Consider the following 17,522-nt stretch of genomic DNA (forward strand, 5'->3'; position numbering starts at 1 on the left):
TCCGCGTAGAGCGGGTCCTGCCCGTCTTGCAGTTCCAACGACGATCTGAAATCGAGCCAGGCGGTCGAGAGCGGCAGGATCGCCCCCGCATCCCGTGAGGGCCGCCATCGACACGACCCGGCCAGCTTTGCCGAATCGGCTTTGCCGATGCTGTCCTGCACAAAGAAACACACGCTTTCCGTCCCAAACCGCGCTCTCCGACATGTTTCGTTGATGGACTGTTCACATCCAAGAAAAGAGAATGATCGTTCATTCTACGACCCGCCCGCAGTCCGTCCCGGCCGCACCCATACCTGAGGCTTCCCCATGCCGTCGCGCAAGTCCATGTCCTATAAGACAATTTTCACTGTTTCCGTGCTTGCGCTGGCCCTCGCGGCCTGCGGTAAAGGCGGCGATCAACAAGGCGGGCCGGGTGGCCCCGGCGGGCAGAAGGGGCAGGTCACGGTGGTGACGCTGAAGCCCGAGACGGTGACCCTGACCCGCGAGCTGCCGGGCCGCGCCAGCGCGTCGCTGGTGGCGCAGGTGCGGCCGCAGGTGAACGGCATCGTCGAGAAGCGCTTGTTCACCGAGGGCGGGCTGGTCAAGGCCGGGCAGCCGCTGTATCAGCTCGACGACAAGACCTACGCCGCCGATGCCGAGAACGCCAAGGCGTCGCTGGCGCGCGCGGAGGCCGCGTTGAACTCGGCCCAGCTCAATGCGCGCCGTTCGACCGAGCTGGTCAAGATCGATGCGGTCAGCAAGCAGGACGACGAGAACGCCACCGCCACGCTCAAGCAGGCGCGCGCCGACGTCGCCGCCGCTCGCGCGCAGGTGGCCAGCACCGGCGTGATCCTCGGCCGCGCGCGCATCGTTTCGCCGATCAGCGGCCGCATCGGCAAGTCGGCGGTCACCGCCGGCGCGCTGGTCTCGGCCAACCAGGCCGATGCGCTGGCGGTGGTGCAGCAGACCGATCCGGTGTTCGTCGACATCAGCCAGTCCAGTGCCGAACTGCTGGCGCTGCGCAAGCAGATCGCCGCGGGCACGCTCAGCGAGGCGACCACGCCGGTGACGATCCTGCTCGAGGACGGCACCAAGTACGAGCACGACGGCAAGCTGGCGTTCTCGGAAGTCACCGTCGACGAAGGCACCGGCAGCTTCCTGCTGCGGGTGATCGTGCCGAATCCCGACAACATCCTGATGCCCGGCATGTACGTGCGCGCGCTGGTCGGCACCGGCGTGCGTCAGAACGCGCTGCTGGTTCCGCAGCAGGGCGTGACCCGCGATCCCAAGGGCAACGCCACCTCGATGGTGGTCAACGCCAAGGGCCAGGTCGAGCCGCGCGAGGTGCAGGTCGGTCAGGCGATCGGCGACAAGTGGCTGGTCGAAGGCGGCCTGAAGGCCGGCGACAAGGTCATCGTCGAAGGCCTGCAGAAGATCGGCCCCGGCATGCCGGTGGACGCGACCGAGAAGGGCGCCGCCCCGGCCAAGCCGGCGGCCCCCGCCGCCGCGCCGAAGCAGTAATCGGAGACATTCATGGCACGGTTCTTCATCGATCGCCCCATCTTCGCGTGGGTCTTGGCGATCATCATCATGCTCGGTGGCGCGATCGCGATCACCCAGCTGCCCATCTCGCAATATCCCACCATCGCCCCGCCCACGGTGGCTGTGAACGCGTCGTATCCCGGCGCCTCGGCTAAAGCCGTCGAAAACTCGGTGACCCAGATCATCGAGCAGAACATGAAGGGCATCGACGGCCTGATGTACATGTCGGCGACCAGCTCGGCCGACGGCCAGGCCTCGATCACGCTGACCTTCGAAAGCGGCACCGATCCGGACATCGCCCAGGTGCAGGTGCAGAACAAGCTGCAGCTGGCCACGCCGTTGCTGCCGCAGATCGTGCAGCAGCAGGGCGTGAGCGTGTCCAAGGCGAACTCGTCGTTCCTGCAGGTCATCGGCTTCGTGTCCGAGGACGGCAGCATGAACGGCGCCGACATCGCCGACTACGTGGCCGCCAACCTGGTCGACCCGCTCGCCCGCGTCAACGGCGTCGGCAGCACCCAGCTGTTCGGCACCAAGTACGCGATGCGGATCTGGCTGGATCCGGACAAGCTCAACACCTACAAGCTGACCCCGACCGACGTCATCAACGCCCTGCGCGCGCAGAACGCCCAGGTCGCGGTCGGCCAGCTCGGCGGCACCCCGTCGGTCAAGGGCCAGCAGCTCAACGCCACCATCACCGCGCAGGACCGCCTGCAGACCGCCGATCAGTTCAGGAACATCGTCGTGCGCGCCAACAGCGGCGGCGCGGTGCTCAAGCTGTCCGACGTCGCCCGGGTCGAACTGGGCCAGGAAGACTACGGCACCATCGCCCGCTTCAACGGCAAGCCGGCCACCGGTATCGCCATTTCGCTGGCCACCGGCGCCAACGCGCTGGCCACCGCGCAGGCGGTGCAGGCCGAGCTGGAGCAGCTCAAGCCCTCGTTCCCGAAGGGCCTCAAGGCGGTGACGCCGTTCGACACCACGCCGTTCGTGCGCGTGGCGATCCATGAAGTGATCAAGACCCTGCTCGAAGCGATCGTGCTGGTGTTCCTGGTGATGTACCTGTTCCTGCAGAACTTCCGCGCCACCCTGATCCCGACGATCGCGGTGCCGGTGGTGCTGCTGGGCACGTTCGGTCTGCTGGCGCTGTTCGGCTACTCGGTCAACATGCTGACCATGTTCGCGGTGGTGCTCGCCATCGGCCTGCTCGTGGACGACGCCATCGTCGTGGTCGAGAACGTCGAGCGCGTGATGAGCGAGGAAGGCCTCTCGCCGAAGGAAGCCACGCGCAAGTCGATGGACCAGATCACCGGCGCGCTGGTCGGCATCGGCCTGGTGCTGTCGGCGGTGTTCGTGCCGATGGCCTTCCTCGGCGGCGCCACCGGCGTGATCTACCGCCAGTTCTCGGTGACCATCGTCTCGGCGATGTTCCTGTCGGTGCTGGTCGCGATCGTGCTGACTCCGGCGCTGTGCGCGACCATGCTCAAGCCGATCGAGAAGGGCCATCACGCGTCCGACAAGGGCTTCTTCGGCTGGTTCAACAACAAGTTCGACTCGGGCAACAAGAAGTACCAGGGCGTGGTGCGCGGCATCGTCACCCGCGCCGGCCGCTTCATGATCGTGTTCGCGGCGATGGCCGCGCTGATGGGCGTGATGTTCTTCCGCCTGCCGTCGTCGTTCCTGCCGCAGGAAGACCAGGGCTTCTTGTTCACCATCGTGCAGACCCCGGTCGGCGCGACCCAGGAGCGCACCGGCGAGACGCTGAAGAAGGTCGAGGAGCAGTTCCTCAACGACCCGGCCGTGGATTCGCTGTTCACCGTGCAGGGCTTCAGCTTCGCCGGCAACGGCCAGAACGCGGGCATGGCGTTCTCGCAGCTCAAGCCGTGGGAAGAGCGCGCCACCACCTGGGGCGACCGCTGGCGCTGGCTGACCAGCTTCGGCAAGACCCCGATGCCCGACAACAGCGTCAACGGCGTGGTCGGCCGGGCGATGGGCAGCTTCATGCAGATCAAGGACGCGTTCGTGTTCGCGCTGGCGCCGCCGGCGGTGTTCGAACTGGGCAACTCCAACGGCTTCGTGTTCTACATGAAGGACAACGCCGCGCTCGGCCATGAAGCGCTGGTGGCCGCGCGCAACCAGTTCCTCGGCATGGCCGCGCAGAGCAAGCTGTTGCAGAACGTGCGCCCCAACGGCATGGAGGACACCCCGCAGTTCCGCGTCGACGTCGACAACCAGAAGGCCGCCGCGCTGGGCCTGAGCATCGCCGACATCAACAGCACCCTGCAGGCGGCCTGGGGCGGCCAGTACATCGACGACTTCGTCGACCGCGGCCGGGTCAAGCGCGTCTACATCCAGGCCGATGCGCCGTTCCGCATGGTGCCCAGCGATTTCAACCGCTGGTACGTGCGCAACGACAAGGGCGAGATGGTGCCGTTCTCGGCGTTCGCCTCGACCCGTTGGGAATACGGTTCGCCGCGACTTGAGCGCTACAACGGCGTGTCCGCGCTGGAAATCAACGGCGAGGCCAAGCCGGGCGTGAGCTCGGGCCAGGCCATGGCCGAGGTCGAGAAGCTGGTGGCGCAGTTGCCGCAGGGCATCGGCCTGGAGTGGACGGGTTTGTCGTTCCAGGAACGCCAGGCCGGCGCGCAGACGCCGCTGCTGTACACGCTGTCGCTGCTGATCGTGTTCCTGTGTCTGGCGGCGATGTACGAAAGCTGGGCGATCCCGACCTCGGTGCTGCTGATCGCGCCGATGGGCATCCTCGGCACGGTGCTGGCGACCTGGCTGCGCGGCATGGAGCGCGACGTGTACTTCCAGGTGGCGATGCTCACCACGGTCGGCCTGTCGAGCAAGAACGCGATCCTGATCGTGGAGTTCGCCAAGGAGAACCTGGAGAAGGGCATGGACCTGATCTCGGCCACGCTGGCCGCGGTACGCGACCGCCTGCGCCCGATCATCATGACCTCGCTGGCGTTCGGCCTGGGCGTGCTGCCGCTGGCCCTGGCCTCGGGCGCGGGTTCCGGCGCGCAGCGCGCGATCGGCACCGGCGTGCTCGGCGGCATGGTCGTGGGTACGTTCCTGGGCATCTTCTTCGTCCCGCTGTTCTTCGTCGTGGTCGAGAAGATCTTCGTCCGCAAGAAACACGCGCCCGCTGAGCACAGCGCCCAAGGAGCGCAGAGCCATGAGTAAGTTTTCGACCCACGCCCTGGCGCTCGCCATCGCCGTGGCCGCCACCGGCTGCGTCAGTCTGGCGCCGAAGCTGCCCGAGCAGCAGGCCGGCATCCCGGCGCAGTGGCCGTTGCCGCCGACCACCCAGTCCTTCGTCGGCGCGCAACCGCTGACCTCCGATCCGGCGGCCTCGCAGGAGGCCGCCGCGACCCAGGGCGCGGCGGTGGCCGACATCGGCTGGCGCGATTTCTTCGAAGACCCGAACCTGGAGCAGTTGATCGGCCGCGCGCTGGACAACAACCGCGACCTGCGCGTGGCGGTGCTCAACGTCGAGAAGGCGCGCGCGCAGTACCGCATCCAGCGCGCCGACCGGCTGCCTTCGCTCAACGCCACCGCGCAGTTGCAGCGCGTGGGCACCGACACGCCGGACCAGATCACCGACCAGTACCAGGCCGGCGCGTCCATCGCCAACTTCGAGCTCGACCTGTTCGGCCGCGTGCGCAGCCTGAGCCAGGCCGCGCTGCAGCGTTACTTCGCCGAAGAGGAAGCGCGCCGCGCCGCCCAGCTGAGCCTGATCGCCGAAGTCGCCAACGCCTACCTGACCCTGGCGGCGGACCGCGAGCTGTTGTCGGTGTCGGAGGCGACGCTGAAGAACCAGCAGTCGGCCTACGACCTGACCGCCAAGCGTCGCGAGCTCGGCGCGGTGTCGGGCCTGGACCTGAGCCAGGCCCGCACCCAGGTCGAGCAGGCGCGCGCCGATGCGGCGCGCTACGCCGGGCAGGTGGCGCAGGACATCAACGCGCTGAACCTGCTGGTCGGCGAGCCGGTCGATCCGGCGCTGCTGCCGAGCAAGCTCACCGCCGGCGTCACCGGCCTGGCGGCGTTGCCGCAAGGCCTGCCGTCGGAAGTGCTGCTGCGCCGTCCCGACGTGCTCCAGGCCGAGCACCTGCTGCGCGCGCAGAACGCCAACATCGGCGCCGCGCGCGCCGCGTTCTTCCCGTCGATCAGCCTGACCGGCTTCCTCGGCAGCGCCAGCACCGAGCTGTCGGGCCTGTTCGACAGCAACACCCGCATGTGGTCGGTCACGCCGGTGCTCAACATTCCGATCTTCCAGGGCGGTCGCCTGCGTGCGGGCCTGGCTTCGGCCAAGGCCGACCAGAAGATCGCGCTGGCGCAGTACGAGAAGGCGATCCAGGCCGGTTTCCGCGATGTGTCCGATGCGCTCGCGCTGACCAAGACCCTGGCCGAGCAGCGCCAGGCGCAGGAAGCGCTGGTCGAGGCCGCCGGCCGCGCCGACCAGTTGTCGACCGCGCGCTACAAGGCCGGCCGCGACAGCTTCCTCAACCAGCTCGACGCCCAGCGCACGCTGTACGGCGCGCAGCAAGGTCTGGTGAGCACGCGCCTGGCCGAGCAGACCAACCGCGTCACGCTCTACAAAGTACTCGGAGGTGGCTGGAACGAGCGCAGCCAATGAGCACCCCGGGCACCCCGACCGCCAAGCCCAGCGCCAAGGCCGCCGCACGCGCCCAGGCGCAGCGCGAGCGCATCCTGGTCGCGGCTCAGCAATGTTTCGTCGTGCACGGCTTCCACGCCGCCAGCATGGCCAACATCGCCGAGACCGCGGGCATGAGCGCCGGCCTGATCTACCGCTATTTCAAGGGCAAGAACGACATCATCCTGGCCATCATCGAGCGCCAGCTCGAAGAGGCCCGGGCCGATGTGGCCAAGCTGCATTCCAGCAGCGACCTGGTCGGCGGGATCGCCGAGGTCTTCCAGCAGTGGCAGGCCAACGATCCCAGCATCACCAGCGCGGCGTTGTTCCTGGAGCTGACCGCCGAGGCCACGCGCGATCCGGAGATCGCCGCGGCCACGCACGCCTCCGACAAGGTGTTCCGCGCCGACCTGGCCTCGTGGTTCGCGCGCAGCGCCGCCGACGGCGGCCTGGGCGTGCCGAAGGAGCAGGTGGCCACGCGCGTGCTGATCCTGCAATCGCTGATCGAAGGCCTGGCGATGCGCGCGATCAGCCAGCCCGACCTCACCGTCGAGCAGGTCAAGGACGCGCTGAGCCAGTTCCTGCCGAGCTTGCTGGCGGCGGAGGCCTGAGGCGGGCGAAGGCGTTTGGCCTGCGTTGCAATCGAGCGAGCCGCGATCGCAAGATCGCGGCTCGTTTCGTTTCCGGCCCGCGCGAAAGCACGATCGCCCCCTGTAGGAGCGGCGCGAGCCGCGACCGCGACAACGCAGCCACGACGAAGCTGACGGCGTAGTTGCGTTGTCGCGGTCGCGGCTCGCGCCGCTCCTACAAGGAGGCTGCGAGGCTAGCGCAGCAGCTGCTTGGCCAAATCGCCCAGCGTTTTCAATGTCGCTTCCATCTTGCGATCCCACGGCTGCCCGCAGCTCAGCCGCACGTGATGGGTGTAGTCGCCGCGATTGGAGAACAGATGCCCCGGCAGGATGCCGATGCCGCGCGCCAGCGCCGCTTCGAACAGGGCCTGGCCGTCGATGCGTTCGGGCAGTTCCACCCACAGCGTCATGCCGCCGGCCGGTTCGGCCACGGCGATGCCGTCGGGCCAGTAGTCCAGCAGCGCCTGCCGGTAGGCTTGCGCGTTGCCGGCCAGGGCCCGGCGCAGGCGGCGCAGGCCGCGTTCGATGTCGTGGCGGGCGAGGAAATCGATCAACGCCAGCTGCGGCAGGGTCGCGGTGGCGACGGTGGAAAAGCTCTTGGTGCGCAGCAGTTCCGAGCGCCGGCGGCCGCCGATCATCCAGCCCACGCGCAGGCCGGGTGCGAGGATCTTCGAGTACGAGCCGCAGGTGATCACGTGCTCGCCGTCGTCATAGCGGCGCAGCGGCGAAGGACGTTCGCCGGAATAGGCCAGCTCGCCGTACAGATCGTCCTCGATCAGCACCGTGCCGTGCGCGGCGCAGGCGGCGACGATCTCGCGCTTGGCCGCCTCGCTGGTCAGGCTGCCGAGCGGGTTGTTGAAGTTCGGCACCAACAGCGCTGCGCGTACCGCGTGGCGTTCGAGCAGCTCGCGCAGTTGCGCCGGGTCGAGGCCGCGGCCGGGATGGTTGGGGATTTCCAGCAGGCGCAGGCCGTGCGCGGCCACCGCCTGCAGCAAGCCGTGATAGGTCGGGGTTTCCAGGATCACGATGTCGCCGGGCCGGGTCAGCGTGCGCAAGGTCAGGCTGATCGCTTCCATCGCGCCGGCGGTGACGATGACTTCGTCCGGATCGACGTCCACGCCGCATTGCGCGTAACGCTGGGCGATGCGCTCGCGCAGCGCCGGCAGGCCCTGCGGCACGGTGTAGCCGAGCGCGACGTCGGGATCGCGGCGCATGGCCCGGGTCACCGATGCGGACAGCGCGGCGCCGGGCAGCAGCGCGGCGGCCGGGGTCGCGGCGTGCAGCGGCACCAGGTCGCGGCGCGATTGCACATCGAGCACCCCGAGCAGGGCCGGGTTGCGCATCGGCGTCGGCGCGCGCGCGAGGTGGCGGGCGCGATGGCTGCGCGGCGCCGCCGCCGGCGCGGCGCGCACGTAGTAGCCCGAGCGCGGCCGCGCTTCGATCAAACCCTCGCGCTCGAGCTGTTGATAGGCCTCGACCGCAGTGGCCAGGCTGATGCGCTGGTCGCGGCCGAGCCGGCGCAGCGACGGCATGCGCTCGCCGGCGCGCAGCACGCCGCGCTGGATCTGCCGGCGCATGCGCTCGGCGAGGCGTTCGTAGAGCAGGTCCTGGGTCATCGCCTACCTCGCAGCGTTGAAGCCCCTCTCCCGTCCGCGGGAGAAGGGTTGGGGTGAGGGCGTCCGCTTGCGACGGCATCCTCGGTGCTCCGGATGCCCTCACCCCGGCCTCTCCCGCCAGCGGGAGAGGGAGCGGAGCGCGGTGGAGCAAGTCCTGAGCCATCACCTACCTTGCGGCCCAAAGCCCCTCTCCCGCTCGCGGGAGAGGGGTTGGGGTGAGGGCGTCCGCTTGCGACGACACCCTCGGTGCCCCGTTTGCCCTCACCTCACCCCTCTCCCGCAGGCGGGGGAGAGAGCATCGTGCGACAAAATCTGTACCGGTCGAAATTCATCCTAACTGAATCTGTATCGCTCCACAGCCCGCCCCTAACCTGAGCGTCCCCTCCCTACGCCGCGCGCTCCCTCCCATGAGCACCGTCGCCGCCGCCGTCCCCGCCGCCGACTCCCGCCCGGCGCTGATCCAGTTGCTGATCGCCGAGCTGCTGATCGGCTCGGTCGGCGTGTTCGTCCACGAGAGCGGGCAGGACGCGATCACCGCGGTGCTGTTCCGCTGCGTGTTCGGCGTGGTGTTCCTGCTGGCCTGGGGCTGGGCGCGCGGACTGTTCCGCGGCTTGCTCGGCGAAGGCGCGCTGATCCGCTCGGCGATCTTCAGCGGCGTGCTGCTGGTGCTGAACTGGGTCGCGCTGTTCGCCGGCATGGCGCGCTCGTCGATCGGCGTGGCGACGATGGTTTACCACTTCTTTCCGTTTGTGGTGCTGGGCCTGGCCGCGCTGTTCTACGGCGAGCGCACCCGCGCCGCCGACATCGGCTGGACCGCGATCGCCTTCGTCGGCGTGCTGTGCTCGGCCGATCCGTTCAAGCTGCTGCGCAGCGCCGACAGCGGCTATCTGATCGGCGTCGGCCTGACCTTCGTCGCTGCGGTGCTGTGCGGCGCCTCGCTGCTGCTGTCGCGGCGGATCAGCCGCGAGCGGCCGTTCGCCGTGGTGCTGGTGCAGTGCCTGGTCGGCGTGGTCATGCTCGCGCCGTTCGCCGACTACCCCCGGGTCATGGTGCCCGGCGCGCACTGGTTCTGGCTGGCCGGGCTTGGCCTGATCCACAGCGGCGTGTGCTACGTGCTGTTCTACTCGTCCTACCCGCGGCTGCAGGTGGCGACCATCGCGGTGCTGGCCTTCATCTATCCGGTGATCGCGCTGCTGCTGGACTACGCCGTGTACGGCCACACCCTGGCGCCGGTGCAGAGCCTGGGCGTGGCCTTGATCGTGGTCGGCACGCTCGGCGTCAATCTCAAGTGGCAATGGCGCCGCCGCGCGCAGCCCGCGCGCGCGTGACCGCGGCGGCGCGCTTGCGCGCGGCGCATCGCCCTTCGACTTTCTCGACCCACTCCGCCCCCTCGCGGACCCGCCGGACGAATGCGTCCGCGGCCGGCGCAAGGATGCGCCGGTGGGATTTGTCGTGCTGCCCGCTGTGAATGCCGTCACGCGCGTTCAGTAGCCGGCCGGCTTCGTATACGTGAATCGCGGCGCCTCTTCACGACCGACGAGCGAGCGCCGCGAAACCCCGATGCGCGTTTGCGACCAAGCTCGCGGTTTACGCGTGCGATTCGGACTTTTGACCGTTCCCGGCGATGAAAAAAACGTTATCGTCGTGATGCAAAAGAGATGCCAACGGACTCGTCCATGCCGCCACGCAACGTCGACTGGCTCAGTTCCTTCATCGCCGACGAGGCCCGCGAAGCCGACGCCCCGGCGGCCGCCGCCGCCGTCGCGAACGTCGTCTTCCTGTCCCACCGCATCCGCGAGCTGGCCATCACCTATGGTCTGGGCGCGCGCCTGCACCACGGCGAACGCCACTGGGACGATATCCGCGACGAGCTCGCGCGCGGCTGGGAACGGCTGCGCGGCGCCGAGCAGGTGCCGTGGACCCACGTCGAAGGCGAAGTCGAAGGCGCCTGGCGGCTGGTGCTGGCCGACTGACGCCGGCGCCGCATCGAGACCGGCGCCCACAGCAACGGCGCGCATAAAAATGGCGCCGCCCTCGCGGACGGCGCCGAAACAACGCCTTGCGGCGTTCAACCCTTGATGCAGACCACCTGGCGCAAGGTGTGCACCACCTCGACCAGGTCGGACTGCGCCGCCATCACCGCTTCGATCGGCTTGTACGCCGCCGGCGACTCATCGATCACCGCCGCGTCCTTGCGGCATTCCACGTGCGCGGTGGCGGCGCGGTGGTCCTTCAAGGTGATGCTGCGGCGCGCCTCGGCCCGGCTCATCACCCGGCCGGCGCCGTGGCTGCAACTGTGGAAGCTGTCGGCGTTGCCCTTGCCGCGCACGATATAGCTGCGCGCGCCCATGCTGCCGGGGATGATGCCCAACTCGCCGTCGCGCGCGCTGACCGCACCCTTGCGCGTGACCCACAGCGATTCGCCGAAATGCTCCTCGCGCTGCACGTAGTTGTGGTGGCAGTTGACCGCGGTCTTGTCGAGCTTGAACTTCGGCAACTGGATGCGCATGGCGTGCAGCACCCGCTCCATCATCGCTTCGCGATTGTGGCGGGCGTAGTCCTGCGCCCACCCCACCGCTTCGACGTAGTCGTCGAACAAGGGCTCGCCCTCCAGCAGGAACGCCAGGTCCTTGTCCGGCAGATGGAAGCCGAGCGTGCGCTTCTCCAGCCTCATCCGCGCCAGCTCGATGAAGTAGCTGCCGATCAGGTTGCCGGTGCCGCGCGAGCCCGAGTGCAGCATCACCCACACCGCGCCGGCTTCGTCGAGGCAGACCTCGATGAAGTGGTTGCCGCCGCCGAGCGTGCCGATCTGGCGGTCGAGCTTGTCGGTGCGCAGCCGGCGGTGCTTGGCGTGGATCGCGTCCAGCCGCGTCGCCAGTCCCGACTTGGCCAGCCGGGTGGCGTGGCTGTCGGGCAGGCGCCGATGCTCGCCGCCGCGGCCGTTGCCGGCCGGGACGCAATGCTCGATCGCCGAGCGCAGCCTGGCCAGGCTGTCGGGCAGGTCGCTCGCGCGCAGCGTGGTGCGCACCGCGGCCATGCCGCAGCCGATGTCGACGCCGACCGCGGCGGGGATGATCGCGCCGCGGGTCGGCACCACCGAGCCGACGGTCGCGCCCTTGCCCAGATGCACGTCGGGCATCGCCGCGACCCAAGGCCCGACATGGGGCAGGGCGGCGATGTTGCGCAGCTGATGCTTGGCGCCTTCGTCGACCGGCACTCCGCGGATCCAGGCCTTGACCGGTGCCACGCCTTCGTCGGCGTGGAGCAGTTCGTAGTTTGAGGTACTCATGGTGGTTTCCTTAATGAGGTGCGCCGGTGCGCCATGGCGAACGCCGCTTGCGCCCGCCCGCGCGGGCGGCCGCGGCGAGCGCGCGCGGGTCGAACGGATCGGGCCCGTCGCCGTTGCATAGCCCGTGGGCGATCAGCTCGGCCTGGCCCAGCTGGCGTTTGCGGCGCGCATAGACGCCGCAGCGGCCGTACAGGTTCCAGCGTTTGCTTTCGCATTCGCCGATCTGCGCGTGCAGCACCGCATCGAACGCGAGCCCCGGCAACACGACGCCGGACTTGCGCTTGGAGCGGCGCGGCCCGGGCACCGGCGCCAGTTCGACCCGGTACCAGATGCCGTCCAGGCGGTGCAGCTGCACGTCGCGGTCGACGATGCGGACGCCTTCGCGCCAGCCCGCCTGCCGCGCGTGCACCGCGCGCCGGTGCTCGGCGCGCTTGCGCACGCGGCGAACGAAGGCTTCCTCGTTGCGCATCAGACAGCCGTTGCGCGGGTCCACGTACAGATCGCAATAGCTGTCGGCCAACGCGACCGCGCCACGCCAGCGGCGGATGGCGTAGAGCCGGCCTTCGTTCTCGTACACGTCGATCTCGACGAAATCGCGCAGGTGCTCATGGATGTGCTGCTGCACGGTGTTGCGTCGATCCACGTTCTTGCACAGTTCCGCATAGACCGCGTCCCAGCGCCGGCCGGCCTGGCGATCCAGCCAGCGCTGCAGCGGGCGCAGGTTTTCGTTGAGCCGTTTGCGGCTCATGCCGAGCCGGCCGCGCATGCCTTCGCGGGCGGGGCTGTCGTCGGGATCGCGCGGTTCGCGTCCCGGTTTTGCCCAGCCGCCGCCGCGGCGCGGCCGTTCGACGATCACTTTGTACATATCGCTTCGCATAAGGATTTCGTATCCGATGGTCGGCCGCGCGCGCGGCATGCGAGCCGCGCACGGGGCCGTGCGCCGCCCCGTCGAGGGCGGCGTTCGCGTTGGCCCGAGGGCTGTCGCGCTATCGGAACCCGGGCGGCGCGATGCCGCCCGGTCCTGCGTTTCAGCCGTGGCCCTTGAGGCTGACGAGTTGCTTCATGACTCCCTCCAGACCGCCGAAGACGGTCAGCTTGTCGATCTTTTCGGTGATCTTTTCCAAGGCCTCGAGTTCCTTCAGGCGCATCAGCACCGGACTTTCCTCGATCAGCCTGGCGGTGTTGAGCAGGCTGCGGGTCGCGTTGGCTTCCTCGCGGCGGCGGATCACGTTGGCCTGCGCGCTCTTCTCCGCCTGCACCACGGCGTTGAGGATGTCCTTCATCTCGCCGGGCAGGATCACGTCCTTGACGCCGACGCCGAGCACCTCCACGCCGATGCCGGCGCAGGCGCCGCGCGCGGCGGCGAGGATGTCGGCATCGAGCGAGGCCTTGTCGCCGAGCAGCTCGTCCAGGGTCTTGGACGACACCGCCTTGCGCAGGCCGTACTGCAGCTCGCGATAGACGTGCTCGGCGTACTTGGCCACGCGGGTGCGCGCGGCGACCGGGTCGGACACGCGCACGCCGGCGGCGAGGTTGACGCGCAAGGTGACCTTGTCGCGGGTCAGCAGTTCCTGGCCCGAGACCTCCACCGCCTGCACGCGCAGCTCCACGGTTTCCACCGCGACGTTCTTGCGCAGGTTCCAGAACGCATACGCGCCCGGCGCCAGGGTGCGCACGAAGGTGCCGTCGACGAACAGCAGGCCGGCCGACTCGCTCGGCACGACGCCGTGGACGGCGACGCGGTCGAGCTGGGCGATCTGGCGCAGGCCGTCGGCGACGTCGCGCTCGATCGCCAATCCCGGGCCCAGCGCCAGCGTGCGCACCTCGATCTGCGCCAGGCCCTTCCAGTACAGGCGGCGCTGCCCCGGCGCCAGCACTTCGGCGTAACGGCCGTTGCGCAGCACCAGTCCGACTTCGTCGTTGCCGATGTCGGCGAGGACGAAATGCGCGGACAAGCGCTCGCCGAAACCGGCGATCAGCGCTTCGCTGTCGTTGCCGGCATAGGCGCTGTTGCCGATGTCGTAGTGGCTCAGGCTGAGGCGGTTGCGCAGGTCGCGCAGTCGGTGCACGCCGGGGCCGAGCACGCGCTCGACGCGGCGGTCGCGGTAAACCAGGACGCGTTCGGCATCGCCGACCACGACCTTCTTCATCCAGAACATGGCTTTCTCCTTGAGGTTCCGGTGTGGTCCGATCCGTGGTGTGGGTCGATGCGACCGAATCGGAAGGTCGCGTCGAACGGTGGTCGCGCCGGCGACGCGAATGCGGTCGCTGCGCGGTGGCGAACGGTGAAGCGCGGCGCGCAGGCGCGCCATCGCGGAATAGGTGGGAAACGCCCCTGGCGCCGCCATCGCGGACCGCATGCGCGGCGGGCGCGGAATCCTCGCCGCCGGCTTCGCCACGTCCGTTGTGGTCGATGCTGCGCGACGCGGTGGCCTCGCCCGCCGGGCATGGAGCCGGCGGTGCCGCCGCTGCGTCGCCTCGTAGCGAACCCCGTGCCGGCGGTGCGCCGCGAAACGCCGCGCGGAGCGTTTCCCTGTTCGGAACCTTCGTTCCGGTTTGCAACGACTGTCGTGAAAGGACAGTGGATAGCGGGAATCGAACCCGCGACAACAGCATCTTTTGCTGCGCTCTACCGACTGAGCTATATCCGAGGGAAGGACCGGAATCGAACCGGCGACCCGCGCATACAACGCCGCTCTACCTCTGAGCTACCTTCCCGGTACAGAGCCCCTCCACGCACCGCGGCATACGCCACGGCAAGGCCGCGCGCACCGGGCCGGTCGGAAACCGGCGCCGTTGCGGTACGTTTCATCGGGTGCTGCCAATCGCCGCCCGTCTCCGGGCGCCGATTCGTTCGGGCGCGAACGCCCATGTCGTTGGTTTCGCGCACGCGCCGCCCGTGCCGAAGCACCGGGGCACAGCGTGGTCCACGCCTCGACGGCTTATCCCCTTCGTCTCGGATGCTTCGGGGGTATGCGCGAATGCTTGTTTTTAAGCGGTTTTCCAGCAATTCCTTTGCCGACGCGCGAAACGAAAACGCCCCCGGAGTGCGAGTCCGAGGGCGTCTGCTTCCTCGGAAGATCGGGGCGACCGATCTTCCGTGGAGGGGAAGATCAGTGCGGGCCGTGCAGGCTTTCGTCGCGACCGCGCGACATCGGCGCGCACGCGAACGACGCGGGGCAGTCATGCCCTTGCACGTCTTTCTTGGCGATTGCGATGTCGGTGCGCATGGAAGGCGGTCGGTAAGAGATAAGGAAGATGGGCGCGAACTCTACGCGCGAAAAATTTCGCTGGCAAGACCGTTCGTCGTTTTGCGAGCGGGGAATATTTCGCGCGGTCGTTCGATTCGCCGCGATCGATGCCGGCGTCGAACTCTTCAAAGCTCGTCGAGCGCCGCCAGCAATTCGGACGCATCCATCACTCGGGCGAACTCCGCGCGCAAGGTCGCCAGATGCGCGGCGCTGATCGTTTCGGCGGCGAGGGTGCCGCCGGCGCCGTCGTCGAGATCGAAACAGAAGCACGCATCGGCGACGACGATGGTGCGATAGCCCAGGTTGCTCGCCATGCGCGCGGTCGTCGATACGCACATGTCGGTGCTCACGCCGAACACGACGACGGTATCGACGCTGAGCCGGCGCAGGCGCAGGTCCAGGTCGGTGCCGATGAAGGCGGAGTTGACCGGCTTGCTCACCAGCGCTTCGCCGGCGCGCGGTTCGAAGCCGTCGCGGAACGCGTTGCCCGGATGATCGGGACGCAGCGTGGACCCGGCCTGCACCGAATCGTGGCGCACGTGGATCAGCGGCCAGCCGCGTTCGCGCCAGGCCGCGAGCAGGCGCCGGCCGTTGCCTTCCATGTGCGGGTTGTTGCGGCGGCCCCACGGCGGGTAGTCGAAGCCGCGCTGCACGTCGATGGGAATCAGGGCGATGGAGGAGGGCATGGCGGTTGCACCGGATGGGGAGGCGCCATCGTGAGCGCTCGCCGCGGCCGGTCTCAACCCGGCACAATGCCGGTCCCGGCCGGCGCCGTGCCGGCGTGGCTGGATCGCCCGCGATGAAAACGCTCGATGATGTCGACCGCAAGCTGATCGCGCTGTTGCAGGACAACGCGCGCCTGTCGACGGTGGCCCTGGCCAAGGCGGTGGGGTTGTCGCGCAGCACCGTGCAGGAGCGGCTGCAGCGGCTGGAATCGGCCGGGACGATCGCCCAATACACCGTGCGGCTGGGCAGCGGCGACGATCCGCTGCGGGCGTGGTTGTTGTTGCGTTATGCCGAGGGCTTCAGCTGCGACGATGTGGTGCCGCTGCTGGCGGAGCTGGCGCAGGTGCGGCTGGCGCACAGCGTCGCCGGCGAGACCGATCTGATGGTGCTGGTGGAAACGCGGTCGCCGGGCGAGCTGGCGGATGTGCGCGAGCGGGTGGCGGGGTTCAAGGGCGTGGACGATGTCACGACGGTGCCGGTGTTGCGGACGGTGCTGGATCGGTCGTGAGGCGGCGCGTCAGGTAGGGGCGCCGGTGGTGGTGGGGGCGCGGTCGCGGCTTGCGCCGCTCCTGCAGGTGGGCCATGGGGGGTCTTGGCTTCATTCGGATTCGATCTGGGCGAGGTTGAGCACCCACTCGGGCACTTGCGGTTCGCCGGCGAAGAAGCTCGCGGGTTTGTTTTCGCCGATCGCCCAGCGGTGCAGCCAGCTCGGCCCGGCCGGGCCGGTGTAGGCGTCGGCGCGTTGGTAGGCCTTGTCGCGCATGGCTTCGTCCAGGCCGATGAAGCGGTAGCCGCGCTTGTGCGCCATCGCGATCAGGTCGCCGTAGGTGTCGGCGTTGAGCGCGTTGGCGTGGATCAGCCAGATCTGCGGCAGGTTGTAGCCGAGCAGGGCCTGCGACTGGCGCTCGTAGTAGTCGAGCTTGCGGCCCATGTATTTGACGTAGTCGCGGCGCAGGCGCGCCTTGACCCCTTCGGTGTGCGGCTTGCGGTGCGGGCGGGTGCCCGGATGCGGTTCGCCGGCGCGCAGGTAGGCGGCGGCCCAGATCCAGTCGGAGTTGTCGACTGTGACCGGCGCGATGCGGTAACCGTGTTCGCCGAGGAAGCGCGCCAGCGCGGCCTTGTCCTGCGCGCTGCGCCCGGCGCGCAGGTAGGGATGGCGGAACCAGTGCGGGCTCTGGCCGCGCGCCTGCAGCAGCGGGCGCAGCTGGCGGTCGCCGCGCAGGATGTCGTCCTCGTAGGCGGCCAGGCCGACCGCGTGCAGGTCGGCGTGGCTGTCGCTGTGGTTGCCGAGCTCGGCGCCGGCGTCGAGCCAGTCGCGCAGCATCGCCTCGCGTTCGGGCTGGACCCGGCCGCCGTCTTCGAGCTTGCCGGCGTTGACGAAGCCGGTCAGCGGCACGCCGGCCTTGCGGATCGCCGCGATCAGGCGGCGGTGGTCGGCGATGATCGATTCGGTGCTGACCGCGGGCAGCTGCACCCACGGCAGGTCGTCGACGGTGAGGGCGATGCGCCGGTCGGGCGGCGCGTCGGCCCGGGCCGCGGCGGCGCCGGCGAACGAGGACGGGGCGAGCGACAGCAGCGCGCTGGCAAGCAGGCAACGCAGGACGGCGAACGGGCGCATGCGGGCTTCCGGTCGGGACTGCGCCGATCATCGTCCGCGCCGCCCGGCCTGACCAGCGACTTAGGGCCTAGACCGGCGCGCGCCTTCGCTGCCGTTCAAGCAACGCTCGGGATCGCGCCTGCGGCCTGCGCCGGTTCGCGCCGATTTCGCGCCCATTTCGCGCCGGTCCGCGCCGGTCCGCGCCCGCGGCCGGCCCCGCCGCGCGCGTCGAGCCG

The 17,522-nt window shown here is 69.2% G+C and carries 13 protein-coding genes and 2 tRNA genes; 7 read left to right on the forward strand and 8 right to left on the reverse strand.

Annotated features, from left to right (window positions below):
• Positions 1-324 precede the first annotated feature (324 nt).
• The 4 genes from A7A76_RS06240 to A7A76_RS06255 are packed head-to-tail and all read left to right on the forward strand — an operon-like array spanning position 325 to position 6,789.
• Complete coding sequence (locus tag A7A76_RS06240) at positions 325-1,500, forward strand: efflux RND transporter periplasmic adaptor subunit (protein ID WP_206410376.1); 1,176 nt, start codon at positions 325-327, stop codon at positions 1,498-1,500.
• Between the two features lie 12 nt (positions 1,501-1,512).
• Positions 1,513-4,707 carry an efflux RND transporter permease subunit gene (locus A7A76_RS06245; protein WP_206410377.1) on the forward strand — a complete coding sequence of 1,065 codons (3,195 nt, stop codon included), beginning with the start codon at positions 1,513-1,515 and terminating at the stop codon, positions 4,705-4,707.
• A complete protein-coding gene (locus A7A76_RS06250; protein ID WP_206410378.1) occupies positions 4,700-6,160 on the forward strand; it encodes an efflux transporter outer membrane subunit in 1,461 nt (486 codons plus the stop codon). The genes A7A76_RS06245 and A7A76_RS06250 overlap by 8 nt, the downstream gene beginning before the upstream one ends.
• A complete protein-coding gene (locus A7A76_RS06255) occupies positions 6,157-6,789 on the forward strand; it encodes a TetR/AcrR family transcriptional regulator (RefSeq protein ID WP_206410379.1) in 633 nt (210 codons plus the stop codon). The genes A7A76_RS06250 and A7A76_RS06255 overlap by 4 nt, the downstream gene beginning before the upstream one ends.
• Before the next feature lie 212 nt (positions 6,790-7,001).
• Here the strand turns inward: A7A76_RS06255 and A7A76_RS06260 are convergent, their stop codons facing one another.
• Positions 7,002-8,423: a PLP-dependent aminotransferase family protein gene (locus A7A76_RS06260; RefSeq protein WP_206410380.1), complete on the reverse strand. Its 1,422-nt coding sequence runs from the start codon at positions 8,421-8,423 to the stop codon at positions 7,002-7,004.
• A gap of 407 nt (positions 8,424-8,830) precedes the next feature.
• On the opposite strand from A7A76_RS06260, the gene A7A76_RS06265 reads away from it, so the two are divergent.
• Together A7A76_RS06265 and A7A76_RS06270 are read left to right on the forward strand one after the other, a co-directional pair.
• Entirely contained in the window at positions 8,831-9,751 is a 921-nt protein-coding gene (locus A7A76_RS06265) for a DMT family transporter (protein WP_206410381.1), read from the forward strand.
• 348 nt (positions 9,752-10,099) lie between these two features.
• A complete protein-coding gene (locus tag A7A76_RS06270; RefSeq protein WP_206410382.1) occupies positions 10,100-10,396 on the forward strand; it encodes a hypothetical protein in 297 nt (98 codons plus the stop codon).
• Between the two features lie 95 nt (positions 10,397-10,491).
• Here the strand turns inward: A7A76_RS06270 and A7A76_RS06275 are convergent, their stop codons facing one another.
• From A7A76_RS06275 to A7A76_RS06300, 6 genes are all read right to left on the reverse strand, one after another.
• Positions 10,492-11,712, reverse strand: coding sequence for an RtcB family protein (locus A7A76_RS06275; RefSeq protein ID WP_206410383.1), 1,221 nt, complete (start codon positions 11,710-11,712; stop codon positions 10,492-10,494).
• Between the two features lie 10 nt (positions 11,713-11,722).
• Positions 11,723-12,577, reverse strand: a complete 855-nt coding sequence (locus tag A7A76_RS06280) for a hypothetical protein (protein WP_206410384.1) — start codon at positions 12,575-12,577, stop codon at positions 11,723-11,725.
• Positions 12,578-12,740: 163 nt separating this feature from the next.
• Positions 12,741-13,871 (reverse strand): slipin family protein, encoded by a 1,131-nt coding sequence (locus tag A7A76_RS06285; protein ID WP_206410385.1) that lies wholly within the window; start codon positions 13,869-13,871, stop codon positions 12,741-12,743.
• Between the two features lie 423 nt (positions 13,872-14,294).
• A tRNA-Leu gene (locus tag A7A76_RS06290) sits at positions 14,295-14,361 on the reverse strand.
• A 1-nt stretch (position 14,362) separates the two neighbouring features.
• A tRNA-OTHER gene (locus tag A7A76_RS06295) sits at positions 14,363-14,430 on the reverse strand.
• A 658-nt stretch (positions 14,431-15,088) separates the two neighbouring features.
• Positions 15,089-15,649, reverse strand: coding sequence for a cysteine hydrolase family protein (locus A7A76_RS06300; RefSeq protein ID WP_206410386.1), 561 nt, complete (start codon positions 15,647-15,649; stop codon positions 15,089-15,091).
• 113 nt (positions 15,650-15,762) lie between these two features.
• Here A7A76_RS06300 and A7A76_RS06305 point away from each other — a divergent pair, with 113 nt between their 5' ends.
• A complete protein-coding gene (locus A7A76_RS06305) occupies positions 15,763-16,197 on the forward strand; it encodes an Lrp/AsnC family transcriptional regulator (RefSeq protein WP_096376577.1) in 435 nt (144 codons plus the stop codon).
• A 90-nt stretch (positions 16,198-16,287) separates the two neighbouring features.
• Here A7A76_RS06305 and A7A76_RS06310 read toward each other — a convergent pair whose 3' ends face one another.
• Entirely contained in the window at positions 16,288-17,307 is a 1,020-nt protein-coding gene (locus A7A76_RS06310) for a polysaccharide deacetylase family protein (protein ID WP_206410387.1), read from the reverse strand.
• Between the last annotated feature and the right edge of the window lie 215 nt (positions 17,308-17,522).

Origin of the sequence: Lysobacter enzymogenes, assembly GCF_017168095.1 — a bacterium.
GTDB lineage: Bacteria > Pseudomonadota > Gammaproteobacteria > Xanthomonadales > Xanthomonadaceae > Lysobacter > Lysobacter enzymogenes_D.

Bases quoted from the DNA above. Each gene is read 5' to 3' on its own strand.
- A7A76_RS06285 (WP_206410385.1), bottom strand. From the start codon at position 13,871: ATGTTCTGGATGAAGAAGGTCGTGGTCGGCGATGCCGAACGCGTCCTG.
- A7A76_RS06300 (WP_206410386.1), bottom strand. From the start codon at position 15,649: ATGCCCTCCTCCATCGCCCTGATTCCCATCGACGTGCAGCGCGGCTTC.
- A7A76_RS06240 (WP_206410376.1), top strand. From the start codon at position 325: ATGTCCTATAAGACAATTTTCACTGTTTCCGTGCTTGCGCTGGCCCTC.
- A7A76_RS06280 (WP_206410384.1), bottom strand. From the start codon at position 12,577: ATGTACAAAGTGATCGTCGAACGGCCGCGCCGCGGCGGCGGCTGGGCA.
- A7A76_RS06255 (WP_206410379.1), top strand. From the start codon at position 6,157: ATGAGCACCCCGGGCACCCCGACCGCCAAGCCCAGCGCCAAGGCCGCC.
- A7A76_RS06310 (WP_206410387.1), bottom strand. From the start codon at position 17,307: ATGCGCCCGTTCGCCGTCCTGCGTTGCCTGCTTGCCAGCGCGCTGCTG.
- A7A76_RS06250 (WP_206410378.1), top strand. From the start codon at position 4,700: ATGAGTAAGTTTTCGACCCACGCCCTGGCGCTCGCCATCGCCGTGGCC.
- A7A76_RS06245 (WP_206410377.1), top strand. From the start codon at position 1,513: ATGGCACGGTTCTTCATCGATCGCCCCATCTTCGCGTGGGTCTTGGCG.
- A7A76_RS06265 (WP_206410381.1), top strand. From the start codon at position 8,831: ATGAGCACCGTCGCCGCCGCCGTCCCCGCCGCCGACTCCCGCCCGGCG.
- A7A76_RS06305 (WP_096376577.1), top strand. From the start codon at position 15,763: ATGAAAACGCTCGATGATGTCGACCGCAAGCTGATCGCGCTGTTGCAG.
- A7A76_RS06260 (WP_206410380.1), bottom strand. From the start codon at position 8,423: ATGACCCAGGACCTGCTCTACGAACGCCTCGCCGAGCGCATGCGCCGG.
- A7A76_RS06275 (WP_206410383.1), bottom strand. From the start codon at position 11,712: ATGAGTACCTCAAACTACGAACTGCTCCACGCCGACGAAGGCGTGGCA.
- A7A76_RS06270 (WP_206410382.1), top strand. From the start codon at position 10,100: ATGCCGCCACGCAACGTCGACTGGCTCAGTTCCTTCATCGCCGACGAG.